Origin of the sequence: Pseudomonas sp. 6D_7.1_Bac1 (assembly GCF_025465945.1) — a bacterium.
Taxonomy (GTDB): domain Bacteria; phylum Pseudomonadota; class Gammaproteobacteria; order Pseudomonadales; family Pseudomonadaceae; genus Aquipseudomonas.
Window position 1 is genome coordinate 28,863 of the sequence record NZ_JANLNW010000019.1, and the last position, 25,101, is coordinate 53,963.

Here is a 25,101-nt window from a genome sequence, read left to right on the forward strand (position 1 = left end):
GTGCCTGCTCCCCAGGGGCTCACCGAGTGTTGAAATGCAGAATGTTCTCCAGGGAAAACGGTTACACCGATGCTTGGTTTATCTCAATGGCGACGAATTAGGAGCGGACAAGAGCAGACCAGTCAGTTTAGCCAGAAGTGCAAATGTTCGGGGCGCTGATGTCGGTGCTGGAGGCTGTAAGATCACCGGGCGATTGACGGACAACGCTGCCGGATCATACCGATAGCGGGCCAGTACTTTCTTGACGTAATTGCGGGTCTCGGGGTAGGGCGGTATCTGGCGGCCGTATTTTTCGACCGCGCCTTCTCCGGCGTTGTACGCGGCCACCGCAAGTTCGAGGTTATGATCGAAGTGATCGAGCAGCCATTTTAAATAGGTTGCGCCAGCGCGAACATTGCTGTGCGAGTTTTGCAGATCTGAACAGCCGAATCGCTTACCTGTGGCGGGCATCACCTGCATTAAACCGAGCGCCCCCTTAGGTGAAACGGCGTTCGAATTATAGTGTGACTCTACGTGGACCATTGCATGCAGCAGTCGCGCATCCAGCTGGAGTTCGTTGGCCACTGTGTCAATGATCCGGTCGTAGCGAGTGTCGGTGAACTGTTTCGGGGAGACGCCAATAGATTGAGGGGGGATCGGCACCGCCGCAGGTGTTGCTTGTGACGCTTGAACCGGGGCCGAGGGCATGTCAATGCCTGGATCACCACGTGTCCAGACTAGAGGGGCATTTAACAGCGGGTCTTGTGCGAATGCAGATTTGAACAGAGCACTGGCGAACAGTACGCAAAGGCCGGTGATAATGCTGGATCGCTGTAGCATTTTCAGCGCCAATCCTGCGACGCGATCATTGCTCTTCATTGTCATAATCCAATTTCATTGCGATACGCAGAATATGAGCGACGGGCTCGAACAATTCCGCTGGAATGTAGCGACCTACCTCTGTCCGGGCGGCGAGGGCGCGGGCGACACCGATGTTCTCGACAACCGGAATACCGGCTTTCTCGGCGAGTGCGACTATGTGTAATGCGACTTCATCGTGGCCGATTTCGATCACTTGCGGTAAGGGGGTTTCACCCGGCCGGAAGTAAAGACAGACCGCGATATGAGTGGGGTTGCGCACCACGGCTGTGGACTTCGCAACATTCGCTGCGAGGCTACCGCTTTGTACTTCTCGGTGAACTTCTTTGCGCTTTTGTTTCATTTCCGGGTTGCCTTCGGAGTTCTTGAATTCCTGCTTGATATCTTCCAGTGACATCATCAATTGCTGTTGGGTGTTGTAACGTTGGAACGCGAAGTCGGCGATGCCGAAAATCACGTAGAAGCCGATCAAGGCAGCCCACATCCAGTAAAGTAGTTGCGTGCTGACCGCCAGGCCGCAAGCAACTCCACACAAGGGCAGGAACTGGATCGAGGGGGCATATTGACGAATGAGGTAGAAGAATATGAGCGACAATAATGCGACCTTGGTGAGTGATTTAGCGAACTCGAATAGACTACGCATGGAAAACATTTGCTTGGCATTCGCTAGCGGATTGACCTTCTCCAACGAGGGTTTTATTGCCTCGGGTGCCAGCAGTGGACCTATCTGTGCAATGACAGCGACGATGGTCATGACGATCACAAGAGCGGCGATACCGCCCACAAAGCGCAGAACGATGCTGGCGAACAGGCCACTCAACTGATCGATTGCCGAGGCCAGCTCAAGATTGATGGCGTTGATCGTTGCGTCGAGCAATGCTTCGAAACTTTCGAGCAGAGGTTCGCCTTCGAACGTAAAGTAACCGAGCAGTACCGCGAGTTGTACGCCGCTTGTAATTTCAACGCTCTTGGCGACCTGTCCTTTGGCGCGGGCCTCGCGGAGTTTTTTCGCGGTGGGTTTTTCGGTTTTCTCACTCATCGCAAATGATCCAGAAGCGTGAGCGTGTACTGCACGAATTGTGTACTGCGTTCAAGGGGGGCCTGAAACGCAAAACCCAGCCCCATGACCAGCATCAGCAGGGCGAATGCGCTCTTGATCGGCATCGACAGGAAAAACACATTCAGTTGCTGCGCCGAGCGATTGACGAATCCAAGCGCCATGTCGACCAGGAGAATGGCGACGATCGCGGGCATCGAGAAGCGTAGGCATAACTCATACATCAGTTGCCATTCCCGCGACAAAAAAGCGAGAAAGCCAGGACCAAAGCGAAAGACCTCGCCCGGAGGCAGTGTTGCGTAGGAGTGATAGATCGCGGCGATCAGTTCGTTGAAGCCGCCAGTCACCAGAAACAGTAGGCTGAAGACTTGGGTAAACAGAATGCCGAACAGCGAAGATTGCTGACCCAGAAGCGGATTGAGCACGCTGGCCATCGATGCGCCACGCAGGGTATCGATCAGAAAGCCGGCCATGTCGAGTGCCCAGAAAGGAATGGCCGCGCAAAAACCGATCAGCAAACCGATGCTCAGTTCACCGCAGATAATCAGCAGGTAGTGCCAAGCAGTGACGTTCTCGCGTGCCGCCTGTAGCGTGGGCCACGTGTCGTGGAGCGGGATCAGCGGCAGGGCAATCATCAACACCAGGGCATTGCGTACCAGTGTGCCGCCAAGCGTAGCCTGATTGAACAGTGGCACCATCAGCATGACACCCAACGGGCGCAGCATGCAGAGCCCGAGCATAGGTAGCCATTGGGTGAGTGATTCCACGCTCAGACTCTCATCTGATTGATCAGATCGAATGATCGATTGGCGTAGTTGAGCAGGATGTCGCCCATCCAGTTAAAGGTCATCGCGAGCGTGACAGCGACGGCCACCAGTTTGATCAGGAACTGAATAGTTTGATCCTGCACCTGGGTCAAGGCCTGGATCAGGCTGACCAGTACCCCGACCACGGAAGCGACGACCACGACCGGGAGCGATAGAAGCAGGACCAGCCACATCATTTGCATGGCCAGTTGGGTGATCAGGGCTTCACTCATTGCACTATCACCGTCAGGTAAACGAAAGCATCAACTGGCCGAGCAACTTTTCCCAGCCGTTCATCAAAACGAAAACCAGCAGCTTGAGCGGCATCGATATCGTCATCGGCGAGACCATCATCATGCCCATGGCCAGCAGCACGTTGGAGACAATGAGATCGATCGCGACGAAGGGCAAATACAGCAACAGACCAATCTTGAAGGCTTCAATCAACTGGCTGACGGTAAAGGCCGGCATCAGCACCAGAAGCGAATTGTCAGGGATACGATCGCGGTATTTTTCTGGCCATATTTCATGTCCGATGTTTGAAAAAAAATGCGCCTGATCCGGCGCCGTGTTGCGCTCGAGAAACTCGCGATACGGTGCGAATACTCCGGCTTCGACCTGCTGGATGAAGTCCTTGGATTCGATTTGAATGGGGTTGGCCGCCAGGTTGTCCTGAATTTCGAGGCCGACCGGCGCCATGATGAACATTGTCAGGATCAGCGCCAGGCCATACAACGCGATATTAGGCGGGATCTGCTGGATGCCGAGGGCGTTGCGCAGTAGCGAAAAGACCACCGCCAGTTTCAGAAATGACGTCCCCAGTATGAGCAGGAGGGGCAAAATCGAGACAGCGGACAGCAGAGCGATCAGTTGTAGAGGTTGGTCCAGCAGGCCCATCTGTAAACTCCGGGAGGCTCGTCTTGCCCTCTATTATCGAGCTCGCGCCACAACCCGCCTATCAGGCACAAACCTGAGTTTTCAGACGAGGCGCTCGATCCTCACTACCAGTCGGCCATTGATATCCAGCAGCAGGCCATGGGCAATCGTTCTTCCGGCCACTTTCAAGGTGATGAAGTCCTCGGTGCGCACAGGCCCCTCCAGGATGTCGCCGGCCCTGAGATTGACCAGCGTATCCAGTGGAACCTCGATCGAGGCCACCTGGGCAACCACGGTGACCAGTACATCAGGGCGCAAGCTGGAGCCTGCTTCGGGTGCTATGGGGGTCATGTCGAGCCAATCGTTGAAGTCGTTCATTACATCCTTAAGGGTATGAATGCCGGTGTCGCCACCTGCCAGGGTGGCGAGTGGGCGGTTCATGAATAAACCCAGTTCGCCGTCGGCGATCAGGTAGCCATGTTGCAGCAGTAACCCATCACCTGGGCTCAAGCGCTTGAGCGCCTGCTCATCAATACGGCTCCAGCCGGCCACTAGCGGAACGGGGATGCGCCGCACGCCGGTTTCCTCGGTTGTTTGAAGCGGTGTGAAAGCCTCGGCAAGCGTATCGAGCCAAACCAGGGGGGCATCGAGTATCCAGGCGTCGAGTCGACAGCCCTCGCGTTCGATTCGCAGGCACCAGTACGGGGTCGTTTCGACATGACCGGGTTCTATGGTAGCGCCTATAGGCCAGGCCATATTGCTGTCGCACAGGACGGCCCCCGCCGAGGCCAGCGTCCAGGCGGCCAACAGGCTATGCAACTCGACAGGGACTGCTGGCCAGGCCGGTACGCTGAGCACAGGGCTGATCCAGCGGCACCAGTGGTCGGGCATTAACCACAGGCGTACAGGTTGACCCAGGACCTCAGCGCTCAGAATCAGGCCATCACCACCCGCCATGCTGTAGGTCATCGTCAATGTGCCATCGACCTGCTCCAGGCGTCGGCCGGCGCCGATCTTGCGCAGTAGTTGACCGGCAGATTCACTCAGACTCGGCAGTTGCACTGCAGACCTCCAGTGTCACGGGGCGATTGAACAGCGCGGCGAGTTCGCTCTCGAGTATTTTTCGAGGTCCGGCGATACGCTCGAAGTACCTGAGATCAGTGACCGTTATCCGCAGCGCCAGAAGACTCCCATGTGCGCTTGCTTCGATCTCCAGGCCAGCCAGTGGGCCGTTGGTCAGACGTAGATTGAGTGTGTCGGGGTTAAACCGGCCGAGTCGAGAGAGAGTCGCGACCTGAGGTGCGAATGCTGGCGCCAGATCTGGCCGGGACCGTTGCCGGTCCTTTGGTTCGAATGTATTTCGGGCCACGGTCTCATACAGGGTTACAGGCTTTCGCAACAGCTCACTGAAATAGCGCTGTTGATTGTCGTCGGCATCCTCGCTTGATGAATGTTGGCCCGTATAACGCTTTATGACGCCAGGTACAGCCTTGAGGTAGGTCATCATTTACTCCAGAAGCATTTTCAGTTTTTCTTGCTCGACCATCAGCTTGCGCAGCAGTGCCTGACGCTCAGCTTTCTCGAGCTGCATTCGGCTCCACTCGGTCTGCATGGTATCGAGCCGGTCTGCGATGGCGTGGTCATGCTGACTGTAGTTGGCGAGTTCGATCTTCAGGTCCCGCAGTGTTCTGTGGTCCAGTACATGTGAGGCCGCGCTGCAGCTGCGCCATTCATCCCAGAGATGGCGGCGCTCATCGAGCAATCGGGTTTTGTTCTGCAGCAGCTCGGCTTCGTGCTGCACGAGTGTTGCCAGCGCAGCACGCTGGCTCTGCTCGCGCCGCAGCTTGAGTGCGAGTAGCCTGCTCAGCGTCATGCTTTCAGTGTTCGGCATAGTTGTTGGCTCGTTTCTTCGAAGCTGTTTTTTTCCGTGGTCGACTGACACAAAAATTCCTTGATGGCCTGCCGACGGGCGAGCGCCTCATCAGCTTCGTTGTCTTGACCCTCTTGGTATTCTCCGACTCTGACCAGTAGCTCGATCTCCTTGTAGGCGGCCATCAGGCGACGTAACCGGCCGGCCAGGTTGCGATGTTCGGCATTGACGATCTGCCCCATGACCCGGCTCACACTGGCGCCGATATCAATTGCCGGATAGTGATTGGCTTCGGCGAGCTTGCGCGATAGCACAATATGACCATCGAGGATCGAGCGGACTTCGTCGGCCACCGGTTCGTTCAGGTTGTCGCCCTCGACGAGCACGGTGTAGATACCCGTGATGCTACCGATGGCCGCGGGTCCGGCACGTTCAAGCAGGCGCGGTAGCCGGGCGAAAAAGCTGGGTGGATAACTACCGGCCGCGGACGGCTCTCCGGCGGCCAGGCCGATTTCCCGGGAAGCGCGGGCAAAACGCGTGAGTGAGTCCATCATCAGCAGCACGTTCTTGCCTTGATCGCGGAAATATTCGGCGATGGTGGTCGCGGTATAAGCAGCCTTCAGCCGTTCCAGCGCAGGGCGATCCGAGGTCGAGACCACCACAATGGTGCGTTTACGCGCAGCTGCAGACAGCGTGTGCTCAAGAAACTCACGAACCTCACGGCCGCGCTCACCGATCAGCGCCAACACAATCACATCGGCCAGGCTGCCATCGCAAATCATCCCCAGTAATGTGCTTTTTCCGCCGCCAGCGGCGGCGAAAATGCCGATCCTCTGGCCAACGCCGCAGGTCAGAATACCGTCGATAGCCCGTACACCCAGTGGCAGGGGTGTATCGATAATCGGTCGGGTGAGGGCTGGCGGTGCGGTGCGTTCAATGCCACGCCACAGGCAATTCTGCGGCGCATCCGTACCGTCGAGTGAGCGGCCCAGGCCATCGACAACGGTGCCGAGCAAAAACTCCCCCAAGGCGATTTCGTGTGGTCTGCCCAGTGCTCGCACGTTGCTGCCGGTCGTCACGCCAAGCGGTTCGGCGAACGGCGACAGCAGCGCGAAATCACCTTCGACGGCAACCACTTCCGCTTCAATATCGGAGGGCTCCAGCCGGCACAGTTCGCTGAGCCCGACACCTGGGAGAGATGCACGCAGAAGCGTTGGACCGACTTCGGTAATGCGTCCGCAGAGGCTTTCGCCCACTTCGGTTGTTGTGGCGCTGGCAGCCGTGTGTGCGGGCCGGTCATTTAGCAGTGCCTGGATGACGGCAAGATTGGGAGCGCGCATATCAAGCCTCTGCGATCAGGTCGATATTGCCGATCACGCGCAACTCAACTTCATCGCCCAGTTCCTGGAATGACAGGACGTGCAGGCTTGAGTACTCGCGCTCAACAATCTTGCGGACAAAGCGCCGTACATCGATCGCGGTCATCAGTACGGCGCGACGTGTGTCGCCGTCGCTGATCCTTTCGCGAATGCCGTCGATGATTGCCCGGTTCTGTTGCGCATCCAATGTCGAGTAAGACCCGGCAGCCGTTTGCCGGATCGATTCACGTACCATGTTTTCAATACGGTCACCGAGCATCCAGCCGCTTATCCAGGGCTGGTTGCCGCGGTATCGGGTGGCAATATGGCGGCGCAATGCAACGCGTACGTATTCGGCGAGCATGATCGGGTCTTTTTCCCGTGGCGCCCACTCGATCAGCGCCTCGAGAATGCTTCGCAGGTCGCGGATCGATACACCCTCGCCAACCAGTCGCTGCAGGACATCGGCAATCCGCCCGATAGGCATTTGCCGTTGCACTTCCTTGACCAGCTCGGCGTAGTTGTTCTCCATGGAGTCCATGAGAAAACGCGTTTCTTGCACGCCGACAAAATCGGCGGCATAGCGGTCTATGACAAGCGATAAACAGTGCACGATGCGTGCTTTGTCACGGTAGAGGGTGATACCCAGCGCTGCCAATGCTTCACCTTGCACGGGATCGATCCATTGCAGGACCTGGCCGCCGAAGGGCAGTTTGTTCGTGTGCACTGCTTGCGCGAGCGTCGTCGAGTGCGCATCGGCGAGCAACATCTGCTCTGGTACCGTGACGGTGAGGACCGGCTCCTGATAGAGCAGAACCTGTAACGTGCCGGGTTCAAGTGTGTTGTCAGTCTGTAGATGGATGTCGGGCAGGGGGATGCCCAGTTGTTCGAATTTCTTCTGGCGCAATTGGCCGAACGCTTCATCGAATGACCCTGAGCGCGCCAGATCACTGGCAACCCGTACCATCAGAGGTATGGCCCCCGGTGTCATCGAACTTTGTAAAGCCCCCGCATCCGAACCCGCTTGCGAATGAAGCGGTGCGGTCCCTGATTGCACACCGCTGCGGCGCAGGCGTTTTTTGATCCACCAGGAGCCTCCGTAGATAGCGGCGGCAAGTGCGGCGAAGTAAATGACCGGAAAGCCCGGTATCAGCGCAAATACCAGCAACACCCCGGCGGCGAGACTCAAGGCTTGCGGTTGTCTGGCTATTTGCTCGCTCAGATCGCTGGCCAGGTTCTTGCGTTGTTCGCCAGGCACACGGGTGACGATAATACCGGCGGTGATCGAGATCAGTAGCGCGGGAATCTGGCTGATCAAACCATCACCGATGGACAGGATGGCGTAGGTCGACATCGCTGTACTGGCGCTCATTTCGTGAACGAACACGCCAACAGCGGTACCCCCCAGGATGTTGACGAGGATAATGATGATGCCGGCTATTGCATCGCCTTTGACGAACTTCATCGCGCCGTCCATCGCGCCGTACAGCTGACTTTCTTTTTGTACGAGTCCACGCTGACGACGGGCTTCGTTTGCATCGATGATCCCGGCGCGCATATCGCCGTCGATACTCATCTGCTTGCCCGGCATGGCATCTAGGGAAAAGCGCGCACCGACTTCCGCGACACGCTCCGAGCCTTTGGTAATGACGATGAACTGTACGATCGTGATGATCATGAAGACGATCAGGCCGACCCCCAGGCTGCCGCCGACGGCGAAACTGCCGAAGGTGTAGACGATTTCACCCGCGTCGGCTTGCAGAAGAATCAGGCGGGTCGTGCTGATGGTCAGTGCAAGGCGAAAGAGGGTGGTGATCAGCAATACGGCCGGGAAGGTCGAGAACTCCAACGGCTCGCGGATGTACAGTGCCATCATCAACAGAACGATCGAGATGGTCAGGTTGATTGCGATCAGCAGATCGACGAGTCCGGTCGGTAACGGGACGATCATCATGAACACGGCGAGCAGCAACAACACTGCAAGCACAATATCCTGGCGGCCGGCCGCGATCGAGAGCCAAGAGCTGAGCCGCTTCATTAGGATTCTCCTGCATGGGTTGCGAGCAGGCGGCGCATGGTTTGCAGGCACATTATCCACTGATTGACATCACTGCCTGGTACGAGTCCGCAGCTGAGCACCTGATGATCGCCCAGTGCATAGGCCCGTAGCGGTACGCCTTGGGTGCATGCCGGCTGGCAGCGTCCCAACAGGGTTTTCAGTGTATGGGTGCGGCGGCAGGCTTCGACTTTGCGGGCCAGCGATAACAGTAGGCGGCCATTGGTATACTCGATATACAGCCGAAAAGGCGGTAACGAGAACTCCATGCGCGGCTCGATGCGATCGGCAGGAACGTCCGACAGGCGCAGGAACTGTTCAAGCCGGCGTTCCGTTTGTAGGTCCATCCGCATCCTCGTTCTATTTAAGAGTGTCACCATTCAGGCGCACCCATGTATCCATATGGCAAGGGCCTGTCGTGGTTACGCTAAGCTAGAGCCGATCATCTACGATTGGCAGGCCTTCGAGCCATCCGGTAAATACCTGAATCACAAAGCGCCATCTCTGGCGCAGCCCTTTTGGCGCTATTCGTGGCGCAGACTGTCGAGGTCGTCATCTGCATGCACAAACTTTGGGAGGCTTCACTGACCAGGCGGGTCATCGTCACACTTGCCTGCGCGATGAGTGCCTTCTGGTTATTGTCCGAGGGGATCAGTTTTTATTACCGCTATACCAAAACGGAGGCCGAGATCCGTAACGACTTGGCCTGGGAGTTGAAATCGGTTTCCGAGGAAGAAAGCCGGCGCTATGAGTTCGCCCAAATCAGAGTCAACACGTTGCTCCGGCTTTTGGGGGAACTGTGTACGCGTACGTGTATGCCAAGCGATAAGGCCGTCACGCTCAAGCACACGGTATTTGTCCCGTTCGAAGGCGTGACGGTGGACATGGCGAGTATTGCGGCAGAAGGAGAGGTCATTGAAATATTTGGCAATTCTGATCCTGTGAATCGGATCGATACCTTTCTGTTGTTGCCAGGCAAGGGGGTATTTTTTTACACACCGGATATCTCATCTCCCGCCGATATGAGAATCAGAATGCAGGCACTTTCATCGCTCCAATACGCTTCAATGACCGATGGCTATCGCTGGGGAGCCGCATTCAAGGATGCCAGTGGCTTTTTACGCAGCGCCGTTATCGCAGGAAACTCCCGCTCAAATGTACAGGCAGGTCAATTGCTGCGTATCGATGACCTGAACCTGCGTAAGTACGAGTTTTTTTACATTTTGCGTGACAGTTCAGGCGCTCAACTGTGGAGCGACTTTGGCAAAACCCCCGCGTTACTTGCATTGAAGGGGCGGCTGCCGGACTGTCATCAGTCGTGGTCCACCCGTGTCGCGGGTTTTTTCGTAGAGTGCACTCCGCTCAAGGGGCCTGGGTGGCAATTGACGGCAGTCGCTCCAAGTGATGCGGTGATGAGCCGGGTACTTTCATTGTTGGGCTCTACGCTGCCGTGGACGCTTTTGGCGCAGGTGCTGTTATTGATCGTCATAGCATTCATTTTACAGCGGTGGCTTGGGCGACCGTTGCGTCATATTGTTGAGATCATCAATCGCCAGAAAAAAGTGACTGACTTGAGCTATCGGCTGCCGGAAGGCCGCAAGGACGAGCTCGGACGGATTGCCAGTGCCTACAATACTCTGCTCAAAACCCTCAATGCTTACTATCAGACGCTCGAAGATAAAGTTGGTGAGCGGACCCGCGAACTTGATGTAGCCAAACGTATTGCAGAGCGAGCCAATGATCGCAAAAGCGAGCATCTGACGAGTATTAGCCATGAGATACGCACGCCATTGAACGGCATCGTCGGCGCGCTCAGTTTGCTTGAGCTCAGTTCATTATCCGTGCATCAACAGGAACTGGTCAGTACCGCGCGGCAGTCGTCCGGTTTTTTGCTAAGTATTGTCAATAATCTCCTGGATTTCTCCCGTATCGAAGCGGGGCAGTTGGAGCTGTCGTATGAGCAGACGGCAATTTTGCCCATGCTCGATCAAGTGCTATTGACGATCAATTTGCGTGCCCAGGAAAAACGCCTGGAGTTGCAGACGCTGGTGGCGGCCGACGTGCCACAGTCGTTGTTGCTCGATGGCCTGCGCGTGCAACAGATTCTGATTAACCTGTTGGGCAATGCGGTGAAGTTCACCTCATCCGGAGGGATTTACGTACGGGTGGAACGGCGTGCGGACATGCTGGTGATTACGGTCCGGGATACGGGTAAAGGTATCCCGGAAGAAAGCCAGCTGGACATTTTCATGCCGTTCATCCAAGTCCGGGCGCACGACAACGGCAGTGGGCTTGGGTTGGCGATCGCTTCGCGGCTTGCCAATTTGATGGGGGGGGAAATTTTACTCGACAGTCAGGTGGGTGTTGGATCGTGCTTTATGTTGTTACTACCCCTGCACGAGCCCTCCTTGCCACCCTTGGCATTCACAGCGAGCCTCGTCGCACCGGCGACGTTGCATCAGCAGTTGCGCATCTGGGGGCTTCAGGTCGAAACGGGCGATTCTCCATTGCTTGATATGCCGGAGCTGGGCTATTTGCCTGGCAGACTGCGGCAAAAGGTGAGCGCCATTGTCTTCGAAGAAAAAATGCCAGGTGAGGAAGTCGTGTCGATTGCTCCCTGTCCGTGGACGCTCAAGGTGTTGATTGTCGACGACATGCCGATCAATCGCGACATCGTCGGCAAGATGCTTCGCGAGCTTGGACATCAGACGCAAACGGCTGCAACGGGTGAGGAGGCATTGCAACTGGGGCGTGAGCAGGTTTTCGACCTGGTCTTGATGGATATCCGTATGCCTGAGATGGATGGTTTGCAGGTCACAAGGCATTGGCGTGACGTGGCGAGCGGGATGCTCGATCAGGATGTGCCGATCATGGCGCTAACGGCCAATGCGTTACCTGCCGAGCGCGACAGGGCCAGGGCGGCCGGTATGAATGGATACCTGGCAAAGCCCGTCAGCCTTGAGCAACTCGCGGTCGGGGTCGGGCAGGCCGTATCGCTGCAACTCGCGCGTGATATCGATCTTGCACCGAACCAGGGACTGCAACAGCCACTCTTCAATCTCGCTGACGCAGCCTTGCGCAGCAAGCTTTATGAGACGCTTGAGACCCTTCACAACGCTATTGTCGAGTCCACGCAGGCGAATGAGCGAGCGCAGTTGCTGGACTTGTTACATACCCTCAAAGGCTGTGCCGGGCAGGGCGGCCTGGACTTGGTGTGCGAACTGGTGGAGCAGCAAGAAATACAGATCCATCAGGGCAACTGGCCGAGCAGCAAGGATATAAGCGACCTCGGCTGGCTGATCCAGCAGACTAAATAAGTGATGTGCAGGGCATTAGTGGATACCCAGGCGGCTTGCCCAATTGACCAGTTCCGCGATGTTGTGCGCATCGAGCTTGCGCATCAGGTTCAGACGATGAGTTTCTACGGTCTTGATCGTGATCGTCAGTTTTTCGGCTATATCGCGGTTGCGCCCGCCTTCGGCGATCAGCTTGAGTATCTGGCGTTCGCGCGTGGTCAACTTGGTCTGACCACCGACACTCGGTTCAGACCTGACCTGTGCTTCGTTTAATGCGGGGTCGAGAAATATCTTGCCTGCCAGTGCTGTTTGCAACCCGGCAAGTAATATCTGTTGCGAACTCTTTTTCAGGATATAGCCGAGCGCACCCGCAGCCAGTGCATCGCGGGCGCGGTGTTCGGAAGTATCCGCAGTAATCACCACAATCACCAGTTCGGGCCTGCGCCGTTTCAGCTGGCGGATAATGTCGATCCCATCCATCCCGGGTAAACCCAGGTCGATCAGAACAACGTCGGGGCTCAGTTGCTGGCAGGCTGTATAGACCTGTAAACCGTCATCAATTTCACCGACTACTTCATACTCGGGCATCGCCGACAATAGATTTTTGATGCCGTAGCTCAACAAATAATGATCTTCGACGATCAAAATGCGTTGAGGGCTTAGAGCTGTCTGCGAGTGTAAAAACATGGTCGAAAGCCTGCTTTTTTGTATGAGGTGAGTAGCAAAAGCTTATAGGGTTCAGGTCATTACCGGATTCAGATTTGTACGATAGATGACAGAATTGAGTAATTCTTTTTTGCTGATGATCGTATGAAATTTCCTACTGCTCTGGCTGCTCTTGAATCGATTTCTACCCTTGAGCGCTCGGGCGGGCGTTGGCTGATCACACTGTCCGGTGTGCCGGGCTGGTGCTGGGAATACCCGCAGGGACTCTGCGTTGCCCTCGTCATTGAGCGTCCGTTGATTGATGACCAATGGCTGGCTCAGTTAAGTCTGTGGCTTGCATCAGTGCCAGGCAGTCTGGACGACAGCCTGCTGCTGGAAGGTGAACGGTTGCTCCTGGTGCGGCGTTATGAGTCCGATCTGGCATCTGTTGAGTTGCAAGCCCAGATCAATCAGCAACTGACGATTGCACGTTGGCTTGCAGCCCAGGGCGAGGAGCAACAGGACTCGACAGACACCGCTGTTGCGGGGCGTTGGGTGTGAGGGCGCGTAGCTCGTGCGTACTCAGGTGTTGCATGGTGGGCCTGATTGCGCTTGGAGTTGCCACCAGCACAATAGGGGCAATCCCGACTAACGGGAGCCCCGCGTTTTTCCTGACCACGCGCGGCACTAAGCTTGCCGACGTACTGCGCGATCTGGGGGCCAATTATCGGGTGCCGGTGGTCGTCAGTCCGCTAGTGGGTGAAGCCTTCATCGGCAGTCTGAGCGATATGGAGCCTGAGCAAGCACTCGAACATCTGGCGCAACTTTATCAACTCGCCTGGTACTACGACGGGCAAACGATCTATGTCTACAAAGCGCAGGAGGTTGGCAGCCAGCTGCTGACACCGGCTTATCTATCGGTTCAAACGCTGATTGCTCAGTTACGCGCCACCGGTGTGCTGGATCGTCGTTATTGCCGGGTGCGTGCTGTGCCGACGTCGAACGCACTGGAAGTTCATGGTGTGCCGATCTGTTTGGAGCGAGTCGCGCGCCTGGCCGAACGTATCGACCAACAGAAACTCAATCACGAGCAGAACCAGGAGGTGGTCGAGCTCTTTCCATTGAAATACGCCGCCGCCGCCGATACGCAGTACACCTACCGTACTCAGCAGGTGGTGATTCCGGGCATTGTTTCAGTGTTGAAAGATATGGCTCAGGGGCGAACCTTGCCGCTCAAGGAGAATCAGGGCGAGCAACCGTCGAGTGATCGTTCGCTGCCAATGTTCTCCGCAGATCCTCGGCAAAATGCGGTGCTCGTGCGGGATCGGAAGATCAACCTGCCGCTCTATTCGGACTTGATTGCCCAGCTCGATCACAAGCCAAAACTGGTCGAGATTTCGGTGGCAATCATCGATGTCAACTCGCAAGACCTGAGTGCGCTGGGAGTCGACTGGTCCGCATCAACGCGCATTGGTGGTGCGGGGGTCAGCTTCAACAGTGGCGGGGAGCTCGACTCCGGTAACTTTTCCACGGTGATATCCAATACTGGCAACTTCATGGTTCGTCTCAGTGCGCTGGAGCAAAATGCCAAAGCACGGATATTGTCGCGTCCATCGGTCGTCACGCTAAACAATATGCAGGCGGTGCTTGACCGCAATATTACTTTCTACACCAAGCTTGTCGCTGAAAACGTCGCCAAACTTGAGTCCATATCGGCGGGTTCTCTGCTGCGCGTGACACCGCGGGTGGTCGGTGAGGGGGCTCAACAGGAGGTCATGCTGACACTGATTATTCAGGATGGTCGGCAGACCAGTCCTATCAGCCAGGCAGAACCTTTGCCGCAAACGCTGAATTCAGAAATATCGACTCATGCGTTACTCAAAGCCGGACAAGCCCTACTGCTCGGTGGTTTCGTTCAAGACGAAGAAAGTGAGAGTGTGCGCAAAATTCCCCTGCTGGGTGATATTCCGCTGCTCGGCAGACTGTTTAGAACGACGCAGAAGACTAATCGCCAGACAGTGCGCTTGTTTTTGATCAAAGCCGATCCTTGGCATCAATCTTGATGGGCCGATGATGGAATGCACTTACAAGTTAAAGTGGCTGAATGGGCCGTTAAGTGGTCGCGAGCTGGCCTTGCCGGCCGGAGAGTTGCGCTTGGGGGGCACGGACCCGGATATTGCGCTGTCCCTTGAACAAGACATTCAGGCGATCCTGTCGATTGATGACACGGGTATCACGTTGGTATCGGCAACGCCAGTGTGGGTGGCGGGTCGCTTCTGGGATTTGGAACAAGCGCTGCCGTTGGGGGGCGTCATCGATGTCGCCGGACAGGCCTTTGTCCTGGGCACATCTACCGATGAGTTACCGACTTTAGTAGTGCCCGTGCGTTTGGCGCCAAGCGCTGAGCGTAGGTCTCGTTGGTCGCTCTGGTGCGCGGGCGGTATTGGTGTGGTCGCTGTGTTCGCTGTAGCGCTAGTGTTTTGGCAGCCGGCACCAGCCGCTTCGACGTTCAATCTGGATGCCTGGCTTGCTCTGCAACTGGAAAACCCCGAACTGTCCGGCTTGAGTGTCATACGTGACGCACAAGGGGGGCTGGTTCTTAAAGGCATGTGTCGGTCTTCCCCGAGTGTCGACGGGTTGAGGTTGCGTTTGCGGGAAAAAGGGCTGTACGTGCACGACGAAAGTGTGTGTGCCGACACCCTGCGTCAAAGCGTGCTTGCAGTGCTGACGTTGAACGGTTATCGGGATGTTGAGGTAAGGAGTGGCGAGATGCTGGATCACGTGGTGATCCTCGGTGCCATCGTTGCCGACCGTGCCTGGCAACAGGCCAGCGCGCAATTACAGACGATATCGGCGTTGGGCGGTTGGACTGTGGTCAATGATCACTCGGAAATGTTCAATGGTCTGCTCGCCAGGCTGACCACCCGCCATCTTCTGGACGGCCTCAGCATCATTACTTCAGATAAAACCCTGCGGGTGAGCGGACAACTCGACCCCCAGCGTATTCAGGCGGTGGCAGAGGTCATCAAAACCTTCAATCAAGATGGCCCGCCACGATTGTTGGCTGCTTTCCAGAACATACCCGGGGCTCCCTCAGCCAGTCAGTTCTTACCTTCGGCAATCGTCAGTATTGGTGGTAATGCTGACTCTACCTACGTTCAACTGGCCAACGGTATGCGTTTGCAAAAAGGCAGTGTATTGCCCAGTGGCTACCTGATTCATGCATTGAATCGCTCAGCGATTGCTTTACTTAAAGGGCAGGAGCTGGTCTCGCTGCCGCTCGATCTGTAATCCGCAGGATTGAAATAGGAACTCGAATGGCCCGTATCACCTACCTGGAAGATGCGCTGCATGCCGATACGCAGGGCAGGCTGCGCGACAACTCGCTGAATAAACTGCGACAGGCCGAACAGCAACTGCGCGAACAATTGCGTTTACCGCAAGCACCCGCCCAATACCAGGCACTGGAGCAGTGTGCGAGCGCCTGCGCCAGTGCGGCAGAGGTTATCGAAACGTTATGGTGTCGGTACCACCCCCGTTGAATACAGGCTGTCTGGTTGTCATTGGAGGTGTGGCGAACTAATCCGATTATAAATTCTCCGCATCTGAGACGATCTTCGTCTGTCATTGAATTCATTATAAAACCGGTAAAGTCGTAAGCCGTTAACGCTGAAACTTGCGAAGCTGTGGGGAGCCACTGACGTAGTGCATCACGTCTTGGCACCAGCGGCGACAGTTCATCGTCCCCACGTTGTCTGGCAAGTCTGGATTAACTACCTTATGGAAGATTACATATGATCAGCTCGTCAATGAGCCCCAACGTCGGTTCTTTGGATAAGACGACTCTTGGCAACGTCGAAACTGTGGCCGCTGCGAATGAAGTTCGGTCGACTGTCGATGTGGCTGTTTCGGAAGTCGAAGGTAAGACCGGTATTGTCGCCGCTCATTTGAAACCCTTGCAGGGGGTGGCGAAAGAGCACAATTGTATTATTGGAATTCGACCAGTTGAAACAGTCGCCACCGGTCTGATCGAAGATGGGCATCCGACCAAGGACTTTCATATTAAAGGCAAGAGTTCCAACTGGGGGCCGCAGGCGGGGATGATCTGTGTTGATCAGGCCTTCAGCAAACTTGAAAATTGCATAAAGTCCGACCCGGGGCGGGTCGAAAAATTTAGCGGGCAAACCAGCCAGTGCATCAAGGATGGCTATGCCGTTGCCGTGCCGCTGGCTATTACGCGAGAGCGCATGGGTACGTTACTGGCGGGTAATAAAATCACCGATATGCAGCCTGAAGACAAGCAGGGTGTGATCAAGTTCAGTGCGAAAGGACCCAGCGGTGAAGTGTACACATTTGAAGCCACACGCCAGCCAGAGGTGGCCAGAGATACGTATGTGATTACTCAGGGTGGTAAACCGCTTGAAGTCCTGGCGAAAGAAGAGGGGGGCAAGGCGTTGACCGCCGACTATGACTTGCATCTGATTGGGCCGCACCTGAGTGACCTGGGTCCACAAGACAATCTTCCGGTTCCGGATGTTGCACACAGTGTGTTCAAAGAACGCATCGATGGCTATAGCGATAAGACCAAGGCTAACCTGAATCCAGCATTGCGCGAAAGTTACGATAAGCCCGGCGTTTTTTATAATAAGGAGGATAAGCATCTCGGAAATGCTACGGCCCGCATAACCGCCATGATCCCGGTTATCAACCAGGCCCTGGTCGGTGATGGTGAGCCAGTGGTACATCACAATGCAGACTCGGGTAGCCCGGCGGCTGATGTCACTGCCAACTATCCGGCCACGTTTGTGTTGCCGATCAAGCTCGGTAAATTCCCTGAAGTCTGCGTGATCGAAAACAAACAAGAGATGGCCGAGTTGATCCAGGAAGCGAAAAACGGCGGATACCACATCCCGTTGAATCCACTGTGGGAGCCGGAAGTTACCGGTATCAAACGTGCCGATTTTAGCAACGCACTGGCGCTGTTCAATCGCGCCTGAACGCCCGCCCAAGGTGTTCAACGATCCGCTGGATCGTAATAGATAACTTGCAATCACCTGAAAAGACTCAATAAACTAACGTGCAGAAGGTTACATATGATCGAATTATCACGGGCTAATATTAATCCCTGTGCTGTAAGTCTCGAGTCCTTAGCCAAGACGGAACGCGACAATAGCAGCGCTGCGGTCCTGACTAATAAAACGTCCATGACACTCAAAGAAGTCGTCGAGAGCGTCAAAGAAAAAACCGGTATTGTCACCAAACACCTGGAACCCTTGCAGGGCGTTGCAAAAGAATACAACTGTATTATCGGAATTCGTCCAGTCGATCCGCTCGCCACCGGGTTGATCGAAGAAGGGCACTCGACCAAAGACATGAGTATCAAAGGCAAGAGTGCTTCCTGGGGGCCGCAGGCGGGTACGATTTGTGTCGATCAGACTTACAGCAAACTGGAAGGTCAGACAGAGCGGGTTAAGGCGTTCAGTAAAAAAACCGAAGGGTGCATCGATAATAAAACTATATTTTCAGTGCCGCTGACTATTTCGATGGCGCGTCTGGATTACCTGCTGGCGTCTGAAAAACTCACGGATCGTACGCTCGAAAATATTTCTGGGGTGATCAAATTCAATGCGCCCAGCCCCAGTGGCACCATTTATAACTTCGAAGCAACACGGCAGGAAGATGGCAAGTTTGCTATCAGCAGTCATGGCAAACCGATTCAGGTTCTCGCGGCCGAACCCGGTGGCAAAGCCATCACGGCTGACTATGACTTATATGTCATTGCCCCTCACATCAGTGATATGGGACCGGAGGATGTTTACCCCATTCCGGATGTGACCCACGGCGAGTTTACGAAGCGCACCGCGGATTATAGTGACTCCAGCAAGGAAAAGCTGTTGAGTGAAATGAAATATGAGAACGATAAGGGCGAGGTAAAAGGCGACTATACAAGTGAAGTGGGTTTTTATGACAACGCGGATAAAAAAATTGGCAACGCTTCGCGGCGCGATGAAAAGATGATCCCGATACTTAACAAAGCCATGGTCGGTGAGGGCGCACCGGCGGTGGTGCATCATGCTACGGATACCAGTAACCCAGTCACCGAAGATGCGGCAAACTACCCAGCCACTTTTGCATTGCCGACCAAACTCGGCATCTACAATGAAATCACAGTCATCGAAAACCAAGAACAAATGCTCAAGTTTATTCAGCAGGCGAAGGACAGTGGTTATCACGTGCCATTGAATCCACTGTGGGAGGGAGGACTTGCCGATGTCGTTCGTTCTTCTTTCACCGATGAGAAGGAGAACTTTAAAAATAACTTCAAGCGCGTCTGACAGCGTTTACCGAGAAACCAGATGCCCTTCACCTATCATCGTTGCCATGCCCGATTGAAACCTCATATGGCAACGTGTTACGGACTTACCCGTGGTAAGTCCGCTGTTTGTCATACGCCTTGGTCCGAGAGCTTTTCCTGGTACTCGGCAAACGCGTTCGAAATCATTTTCCGCTGCTCGTCATCCTCGAAACAGTCATCGGTCATTAATTTGACCAACTCCCCCATTTGCCGCACATACGCGTAGTGCAACGTCTCGTCGGGAACCTGCCGGGCGGTTCGCTGCTCGATCCAGTCGGCTTGCATCCAGGACTGCTGGGCGATCTCCAGCAAGGTTTCGATGACAGCGTCGCCGTCCAGGCCATCGATGTGTAGCGTTTGTGCGACGCGCTGACAATGATCCTCCATCCCGAGAAACATCATGATCCGTTTCAGGTCGGTAATGACGGCCGCAAGCTGGGTGTCCATCGCCGGTCCTTCAGCCGAAAGTTCGAAGGCTAATGCGCGAATCAGTGTTTTCAGCTTGCGTTTGCGATCCTGCAGATGGCGAAATTCCTCGAACCATTGCACCAGACGAGTACGCCGCGACGTCGCACGCTGGTACAGGTGTTTGAGCTCGGCGAAACTGCTTTTGCCGGTTGCGCCAAACTCCAGCCGGGAGAAGAGTTGTAACGTCCATTCATCATCGGCCATCACTGCCGACAAGGCGTCGTCCAGGCGCTTGCGACGTGCGCCGGAGAGGTTCTTGCCCGCCAGCAGATGGGCCAGCAGCAAGGCCATTTCACCGGCATCGAGACCGCCTTCGCGCATGGCCTCCATGAGATCGGATGCCTCATCGATGCCTGAGGCGCGCTTATGTAGATCGTCAAGTTGGGTCGAGGCCGTTGCCGTGATGTGTTTGACCAATTGTTGCAGCATCGAGCGTGAGCGTGGGCGTTCGGCTTTTCCGTCGCTCGTCCCACGTCCGGCAGCGCGCTGTCGTGAGCCCAGCGCAAAGCCCATATTCTCCAGGGTTTCGGCCAGTGCGTCTTCTACCCTGTCGACGGGCAAGAACTCGAAGCCACCCGTCTGCATGTCGAGTTCGTCGCGCGCTAGTTCAATGGCTGATTGCGAGGGGAAAATTTGCGTTGCGCTGGTCGGTGGCCGTTGTGGCGTATTTTGAATCGCCAGCGCTGGCTTGAGACTTGCGGAGTCGGTCTTGTTGATCATCAGTGAGTTCCTCGCGGCTGGCCTGCCTTAAGCGCGACAGGAGTGATTGAAGATGGAGATCCAGATCAATTTGCAGAGTGAAAAGGTGCGTCTCCAGCAGCGCTTGAGTGTTTTTCAGAGCGCTGTCAGTGATCACACGAACCTGGCTGTAAGAGGAAAAGGTATCTTTCGCTGTCGTTTCACTCGACGTTGAAACGCGTAATGTGATGGCCTCATCGCTGAGAAAATGCATGAGCCGTTGTTGCACCCGACGAATAATCAGCTCGGTGGCGTCTTGTTCACCGATGAACTCCTCCAGTACCGCACCGACAAGAACACGCAGACGTGTATCGAGGTGCTGGGCTATCGTGGTTTCGAGTTCAGTTTCTGCGACAAGCCATTCCAGCGTTTCATCGATGAGTGTCGTACGCAGCGAAGCGAGTTCGCTGGCGGCATCGGCAAGGCCTTGATGATGTGCTTCGTCGCGGATCTGTTGAGCATCGCGCTGAGCGTCGGCCAGGCTTGCACGGGCTTGTTGCCGTATTGCCTCGGCCTCTTCGCGGGCTTTGACAAGCATTGAGGTGGTGTTGAAGTAGTCCGCCAGTTCAACGGCAGGAATGATCGCGCTATGGGGTGTGGCACCGGAAAGATAAACGCATGGGATATTCAGGGCGCTCATAGGAATCGTCCTATTCTGATCAACCCGTTGACTGCGTTTTCAGGTATTGCGATGGCTTTATCAGTGATACGAGGTAACTGCATGGCCAGCATGCGACTCACCGGGCAATCGCTGGCGTCTCGAAGCCACCAGCGCGTGCCGATGCCGAGTGCGGTGTTGGTTAGCGTATCGGCCGGCACGGCGTGTTCGCTGCGACTCCAGCCGTGGTGCAACGCCAGCAGTTGGTCGCAATCGCGTTCGTCAATATGCGGCATAAGTGCCTGACGGCAGGCTTTCATCAGTAAGTGGTCGGGGCAGTTCAGTGCAATCACCCCGAGCGCGATGATCAGTTGGGTAAAGCGTGGTTCCAGCGAGAGCAGGACTTGTTGCTGCGTATTGAGGGCGCCGGGTAGCGCTGCCAATTCGAAGCCATGGTGTTGGAGAATCAACTTGTCGATGCCCGGCCGACAAGCCGGGTAGCGTTGATAGCTGGTCTGCCATTGGGCGAGCTCACGCTGAGTCCACCAATCGTCGTGCATCCACGCCCCGGGTTGCCAGCCGAGTTGGTGCAAGCGCTGCACGGAATTGGATATTGATGTCACTGTCATCGCTGGTCAGACCTGAGCAGTCGACCGTATAACATCATTGCGGCAAGTACGGCCAAAGCGCCCAAGGACAAAGCGAGCAACAGACGGTTTTGTGCGAGCCACGCCCACCTGTCGCTCTGATCCCCAACCGCCATGTCCGGTTCGGAAAGGGATTGATAGCGATAGTCGGCAGCCTGCAGCACGATGCTGATGTTCTCGGCCCGCAAGTTCGGCACGCTGTTGTAGATCAGGCTTTTTATGTCCGTTTCGCGGTTGAGCAAGTTGCGTTCGGGGCTGTATTTGATGAACACCGAGGCCGAGGGTTTAGGTGTTTCGCGCGGGTTCTGACTGATGCCTTCGCCAATCGATACCTGTGCAATGATGACGCCGTCCATTGCCCGCAACATTTTTTCCAACTGTTGTTCTTTCAGGTAGGTGATCTTCGCGTGCTCCTGGGCCGGTGAGGTCACCAATTGACCAGAGGGAAACAAATCCTCCATCGTTGCCACTTTTTTTCGTGGCAAGCCATTTTGTCGCAAAAGCTCGACCGCATTGACGAACTGCCCCTTGTCGACCTTGATCGTGACAAGTCCACCTTTTGCGACCTCCTTTTGCGCATCGATATTGCGTAGCAGCAGCATGGCCAGCATCTGATTGGCTTCGGCTTCGGACAGCTCGCTATACAGATCGATTTTGCAACCGGCCAACATCAACGCGAACATACAGATGCAGCCAAAACGTAACAGGCGTTTGGTCATTGCATGCTCACCAGCTTATTGACGCCTTGGGCAAGGGCTCCGGCGGTCTTTGCGATCAGGTCGACCTCAACGATGGAGTGCAGCATGTTCGATTGTGCGGAGAGCATCTTTAACGGGCTATCAAGCACGCTTTCGCGCGCATTGGCGATGCTGCTATCCACGTCTTGAGATTTTTCTTGCAGGTTGGTTAGCGCAAACGCCTCAGGGGTTTTTGCTGTATGGCCGAATAGCGCTTGGGTGAAGGCCTCGATGTCAGCCGGAGCGACGACGGGAGGCACGGAATCGGCGGATGCTTGCATTGCAGTCATGCGGGTGGCTTCGATTTCCATTTGATTTTTTATCCAAGTAATGGGTGCGTGTAAGCCTGTACAGGCGACGGGCAGCGGCGAACGGGATCGCTTTCGATCAAACGACGCAGCGTGTTTGCTTCGTCTGACGAGTTGTTGGCCAGCAGTTTCAGTGCGTCATCCACTTGTTTGAGCCCGATCAATAAGGCGGCTTCGAGAATCTGCCGATCTCCTGAATCTTTGATCAGGTAGGGGAGCGCTGTACGGATAGTCTCGACCTGCTCGATAAAACCGTGGTTGACCGCCGCCAGGCTGGTCTCACTGATCAGGCGACAAATATCGGTGTCAAGCGTGTTCATATTTTCTGAATGATCCCCGACAGCATGTCCTTGACGGCTTTCATCACGGCACTTTGATAGGTGACGAAGGTGGAGTACTGCTGAATCGCAAATTGCGCCTGGAGCATGCGCACCGGATCGTTCATGTCGGCAGCAGTCATCTTTGACTGAACGTCATTGCCGGCTTTCTCGACCATCTGTGAGAGCTGGTTATTGACGGTTTCGATATCCATGGCCGATTACCCTGCGTCGCTGGTTGTGCTGATGAGATTTGTCTGGATGCGGAATTGGGTGGGGTTGCAGAGAAAACGCTTGCGAAAACTTTCAGTGAAGTGCCCGTGATTGGAAAAGCCGCATTCGAGGGCGATATCGAGTATGCGCATGGGCGTCGACAGCAGCAGTTCGCGGGCATGGGTCAGCCGCCGCTCAAGCAGCCAGCGTTTCGCGGAAAGGCCGTATTTTTCCTGGAACAGAAGATTGAACTTGCGCAGCGGCATGTCGAACTCCTGCGCATACCGGGCGACCGACCACTGATTCAGCGAGTGCGTTTCGATAAATTCAAAGAAGGGCTCATCGCCGGTCATGATGTGCTGGAGCAGTGCCGAGAAGTAGCGCCGATCGACCCCCAGGCAATAGATGTAGGCAAAGCGCAAGAGCGTGTCGGGCGCGCCCCTGGCGAGCAGCTCAAGCACACTGATGACCTCGGCTTGTGCCTTCACCATTCTGATGGGGTCGCGCCAGAATAACGCGCGGTGGGGTGTGCCAAGCAGGTCCACAACATCGGCATATAACCGTTGGAAATCGGCGGGGTAGAAGTCGAAGTATTGAATATCGCTGCCCGTGTTGCAGGGGACAGCGTCGCTGTGTGCCACGACGACAGAGTTAGGCGCAATGACCTGTACTTTGCCGTCAACATGCACCTTGCCACCGTACTTACCGAATAAAAGTCGCACTGCTTGCATCGGTCCTCCCTGGTTATCAGTAACTGCTTTAGTTGCGCCCATGGTTACGCGTCGCCCGAGAAATATGCATCCGGTGTTCACCTGAAAGATGAGGGTGCTGGGCGGATTTCGATAGGCATTGAGTAAATATGTAAGGTGCGAGTGAGCAGTGAGTGTTCAGTCAAAACTGGAATGTTTGGCAGGATTTCAGAAGGGTGGGCTGGGCGGTTCCGTACTATTGGATGGTCGCCGCGTAAAGAAGTTGTAGTTAAGAAGTACTCTATTCGTGGCGATGAGTCAGGTTTGGCCTAGCGATATAGATGCTGTTTTTCATTAATGGATACGGCGCCGATGTCTTCAGCCATACCTGTGTTTGATACCCATGGAGAGTCCATATATGAATATGTCTGTAACACCGTCCGCTTCAATCAGTCCTCTTGAGGCTGCGCGCCCAACACCGCAGACCGTGGTGAATTCGCAATCGATGTTCAGTAACGGACTTCAGACCATGCAGAACATTATGTTGCAGCTCACTCAGTCGGGCAACGAACTGTTCGTGCAGATGAACAAGAAGTCCGAAATCGCCCGTGATGCGCAAGACAAGGCCAACCTGATCGAAGGCGTTATGGCCAATCTGAAGAAACCAACGGACACGCTGGCGTTGCCTGAAAGTGCGGTCGTGTATATGCGGGCCAACAATATTCTGGTCGACGGCAAGACCATTGATGAGTTTGTTGCCGCGAAGGCCGGGGCGCAGGCGAGTCTGGATACGTTGGCCGGCAAGATCGCTGCTGTTGGGTCTGATGGAATGCAGACTGGCTCCTGGCAAGAAGTACTGCAATACATGGACGATAACGACATAAAAGTCGAGGGGCAGAAGGCCACCGACTATGTCTGGAGTTTACCGGAAGTGGGTAATACCAGCGGTCAGAAGGTCAGTGTCGAGCATATGAATACGCTTCGCCAGGCGCTTGCGGATTCGATGAACTTTGATAAAGGCGATCTGATGATGGTGAAGTCTTCACTTGAAACGGTAGCGGGTCGTGCAACAGATTTCAATCAGCAGAGCCAGCTGAAGTTACAACAAGTGATGCAGAACTACAGTACCTCCAATCAATTGACACAAAGCATGCAGAGCATGTTGGCTGAAATGACCAAAGGTACTGCTTCTGCCATCCGCTAATAGTG

At 55.3% G+C, this 25,101-nt stretch carries 28 protein-coding genes; 8 read left to right on the forward strand and 20 right to left on the reverse strand.

Annotated elements, in window-relative coordinates; all coding sequences use genetic code 11:
* Positions 1-78 precede the first annotated feature (78 nt).
* From NTD87_RS04925 to NTD87_RS04975, 11 genes are all read right to left on the reverse strand, one after another.
* On the reverse strand, positions 79-858 hold the full coding sequence (locus NTD87_RS04925; RefSeq protein WP_262112269.1) for a lytic transglycosylase domain-containing protein: 780 nt from the start codon (positions 856-858) through the stop codon (positions 79-81).
* Positions 845-1,897 (reverse strand): EscU/YscU/HrcU family type III secretion system export apparatus switch protein, encoded by a 1,053-nt coding sequence (locus NTD87_RS04930; protein ID WP_262112270.1) that lies wholly within the window; start codon positions 1,895-1,897, stop codon positions 845-847. The genes NTD87_RS04925 and NTD87_RS04930 overlap by 14 nt, the downstream gene beginning before the upstream one ends.
* Positions 1,894-2,682, reverse strand: a complete 789-nt coding sequence (gene sctT / locus NTD87_RS04935; RefSeq protein WP_262112271.1) for a type III secretion system export apparatus subunit SctT — start codon at positions 2,680-2,682, stop codon at positions 1,894-1,896. The genes NTD87_RS04930 and sctT overlap by 4 nt, the downstream gene beginning before the upstream one ends.
* A 2-nt stretch (positions 2,683-2,684) precedes the next feature.
* Positions 2,685-2,954 carry a type III secretion system export apparatus subunit SctS gene (sctS, locus tag NTD87_RS04940; RefSeq protein ID WP_124320327.1) on the reverse strand — a complete coding sequence of 90 codons (270 nt, stop codon included), beginning with the start codon at positions 2,952-2,954 and terminating at the stop codon, positions 2,685-2,687.
* A 13-nt stretch (positions 2,955-2,967) separates the two neighbouring features.
* The gene (sctR, locus tag NTD87_RS04945; RefSeq protein ID WP_262112272.1) at positions 2,968-3,618 is read right to left on the reverse strand and encodes a type III secretion system export apparatus subunit SctR; all 651 of its coding nucleotides are present in this window, start codon (positions 3,616-3,618) and stop codon (positions 2,968-2,970) included.
* An 81-nt stretch (positions 3,619-3,699) separates the two neighbouring features.
* Complete coding sequence (sctQ, locus tag NTD87_RS04950; protein ID WP_262112273.1) at positions 3,700-4,659, reverse strand: type III secretion system cytoplasmic ring protein SctQ; 960 nt, start codon at positions 4,657-4,659, stop codon at positions 3,700-3,702.
* Positions 4,637-5,101 (reverse strand): hypothetical protein, encoded by a 465-nt coding sequence (locus NTD87_RS04955; RefSeq protein WP_262112274.1) that lies wholly within the window; start codon positions 5,099-5,101, stop codon positions 4,637-4,639. The genes sctQ and NTD87_RS04955 overlap by 23 nt, the downstream gene beginning before the upstream one ends.
* Before the next feature lie 3 nt (positions 5,102-5,104).
* A complete protein-coding gene (locus tag NTD87_RS04960) occupies positions 5,105-5,488 on the reverse strand; it encodes a hypothetical protein (RefSeq protein ID WP_262112275.1) in 384 nt (127 codons plus the stop codon).
* The gene (locus tag NTD87_RS04965) at positions 5,467-6,807 is read right to left on the reverse strand and encodes an EscN/YscN/HrcN family type III secretion system ATPase (protein WP_262112276.1); all 1,341 of its coding nucleotides are present in this window, start codon (positions 6,805-6,807) and stop codon (positions 5,467-5,469) included. Before NTD87_RS04965 ends, NTD87_RS04960 begins: the two co-directional genes overlap by 22 nt.
* A gap of 1 nt (position 6,808) precedes the next feature.
* Positions 6,809-8,863 carry an EscV/YscV/HrcV family type III secretion system export apparatus protein gene (locus NTD87_RS04970; RefSeq protein WP_262112277.1) on the reverse strand — a complete coding sequence of 685 codons (2,055 nt, stop codon included), beginning with the start codon at positions 8,861-8,863 and terminating at the stop codon, positions 6,809-6,811.
* Positions 8,863-9,228 carry a hypothetical protein gene (locus NTD87_RS04975; protein WP_262112278.1) on the reverse strand — a complete coding sequence of 122 codons (366 nt, stop codon included), beginning with the start codon at positions 9,226-9,228 and terminating at the stop codon, positions 8,863-8,865. The genes NTD87_RS04970 and NTD87_RS04975 overlap by 1 nt, the downstream gene beginning before the upstream one ends.
* A gap of 183 nt (positions 9,229-9,411) precedes the next feature.
* Between NTD87_RS04975 and NTD87_RS04980 the strand changes: the two genes are divergently transcribed.
* Entirely contained in the window at positions 9,412-12,198 is a 2,787-nt protein-coding gene (locus NTD87_RS04980) for a two component system sensor kinase (protein ID WP_262112280.1), read from the forward strand.
* Positions 12,199-12,213: 15 nt separating this feature from the next.
* Here the strand turns inward: NTD87_RS04980 and NTD87_RS04985 are convergent, their stop codons facing one another.
* Entirely contained in the window at positions 12,214-12,864 is a 651-nt protein-coding gene (locus tag NTD87_RS04985) for a two component system response regulator (RefSeq protein ID WP_262112282.1), read from the reverse strand.
* A 123-nt stretch (positions 12,865-12,987) separates the two neighbouring features.
* Here NTD87_RS04985 and NTD87_RS04990 point away from each other — a divergent pair, with 123 nt between their 5' ends.
* The 6 genes from NTD87_RS04990 (at position 12,988) to NTD87_RS05015 (ending at position 19,157) form a co-directional block, all read left to right on the forward strand.
* Positions 12,988-13,383 (forward strand): hypothetical protein, encoded by a 396-nt coding sequence (locus NTD87_RS04990; protein WP_262112283.1) that lies wholly within the window; start codon positions 12,988-12,990, stop codon positions 13,381-13,383.
* A 32-nt stretch (positions 13,384-13,415) separates the two neighbouring features.
* On the forward strand, positions 13,416-14,885 hold the full coding sequence (locus tag NTD87_RS04995; RefSeq protein ID WP_262112285.1) for an EscC/YscC/HrcC family type III secretion system outer membrane ring protein: 1,470 nt from the start codon (positions 13,416-13,418) through the stop codon (positions 14,883-14,885).
* Between the two features lie 7 nt (positions 14,886-14,892).
* Positions 14,893-16,113 (forward strand): type III secretion system inner membrane ring subunit SctD, encoded by a 1,221-nt coding sequence (sctD, locus tag NTD87_RS05000; RefSeq protein ID WP_262112287.1) that lies wholly within the window; start codon positions 14,893-14,895, stop codon positions 16,111-16,113.
* A gap of 26 nt (positions 16,114-16,139) precedes the next feature.
* Complete coding sequence (locus NTD87_RS05005; protein WP_262112289.1) at positions 16,140-16,364, forward strand: EscE/YscE/SsaE family type III secretion system needle protein co-chaperone; 225 nt, start codon at positions 16,140-16,142, stop codon at positions 16,362-16,364.
* Positions 16,365-16,616: 252 nt separating this feature from the next.
* Complete coding sequence (locus NTD87_RS05010; protein WP_262112291.1) at positions 16,617-17,819, forward strand: CyaA/EF/ExoY family adenylyl cyclase toxin; 1,203 nt, start codon at positions 16,617-16,619, stop codon at positions 17,817-17,819.
* A 207-nt stretch (positions 17,820-18,026) separates the two neighbouring features.
* Positions 18,027-19,157, forward strand: coding sequence for a CyaA/EF/ExoY family adenylyl cyclase toxin (locus NTD87_RS05015; protein WP_262112293.1), 1,131 nt, complete (start codon positions 18,027-18,029; stop codon positions 19,155-19,157).
* A 110-nt stretch (positions 19,158-19,267) separates the two neighbouring features.
* Here the strand turns inward: NTD87_RS05015 and sctW are convergent, their stop codons facing one another.
* The 8 genes from sctW to NTD87_RS05055 are packed head-to-tail and all read right to left on the reverse strand — an operon-like array spanning position 19,268 to position 23,934.
* Positions 19,268-20,365, reverse strand: coding sequence for a type III secretion system gatekeeper subunit SctW (gene sctW / locus NTD87_RS05020; RefSeq protein WP_262112295.1), 1,098 nt, complete (start codon positions 20,363-20,365; stop codon positions 19,268-19,270).
* A complete protein-coding gene (locus NTD87_RS05025) occupies positions 20,253-21,023 on the reverse strand; it encodes a hypothetical protein (RefSeq protein ID WP_262112297.1) in 771 nt (256 codons plus the stop codon). Before NTD87_RS05025 ends, sctW begins: the two co-directional genes overlap by 113 nt.
* On the reverse strand, positions 21,020-21,610 hold the full coding sequence (locus NTD87_RS05030) for a type III secretion system domain-containing protein (RefSeq protein ID WP_262112299.1): 591 nt from the start codon (positions 21,608-21,610) through the stop codon (positions 21,020-21,022). The genes NTD87_RS05025 and NTD87_RS05030 overlap by 4 nt, the downstream gene beginning before the upstream one ends.
* The gene (gene sctJ / locus NTD87_RS05035) at positions 21,607-22,347 is read right to left on the reverse strand and encodes a type III secretion system inner membrane ring lipoprotein SctJ (protein WP_262112301.1); all 741 of its coding nucleotides are present in this window, start codon (positions 22,345-22,347) and stop codon (positions 21,607-21,609) included. The genes NTD87_RS05030 and sctJ overlap by 4 nt, the downstream gene beginning before the upstream one ends.
* Positions 22,344-22,676 (reverse strand): type III secretion system inner rod subunit SctI, encoded by a 333-nt coding sequence (sctI, locus tag NTD87_RS05040; RefSeq protein ID WP_262112302.1) that lies wholly within the window; start codon positions 22,674-22,676, stop codon positions 22,344-22,346. The genes sctJ and sctI overlap by 4 nt, the downstream gene beginning before the upstream one ends.
* A gap of 8 nt (positions 22,677-22,684) precedes the next feature.
* A complete protein-coding gene (locus NTD87_RS05045; protein ID WP_262112304.1) occupies positions 22,685-22,993 on the reverse strand; it encodes an EscG/YscG/SsaH family type III secretion system needle protein co-chaperone in 309 nt (102 codons plus the stop codon).
* On the reverse strand, positions 22,990-23,205 hold the full coding sequence (gene sctF, locus NTD87_RS05050) for a type III secretion system needle filament subunit SctF (RefSeq protein WP_217857793.1): 216 nt from the start codon (positions 23,203-23,205) through the stop codon (positions 22,990-22,992). Before sctF ends, NTD87_RS05045 begins: the two co-directional genes overlap by 4 nt.
* A 6-nt stretch (positions 23,206-23,211) precedes the next feature.
* The gene (locus NTD87_RS05055) at positions 23,212-23,934 is read right to left on the reverse strand and encodes a helix-turn-helix transcriptional regulator (RefSeq protein ID WP_262112305.1); all 723 of its coding nucleotides are present in this window, start codon (positions 23,932-23,934) and stop codon (positions 23,212-23,214) included.
* Between the two features lie 376 nt (positions 23,935-24,310).
* On the opposite strand from NTD87_RS05055, the gene NTD87_RS05060 reads away from it, so the two are divergent.
* Positions 24,311-25,096 carry a hypothetical protein gene (locus NTD87_RS05060; RefSeq protein WP_262112307.1) on the forward strand — a complete coding sequence of 262 codons (786 nt, stop codon included), beginning with the start codon at positions 24,311-24,313 and terminating at the stop codon, positions 25,094-25,096.
* The last annotated feature ends 5 nt before the right edge of the window (positions 25,097-25,101 follow it).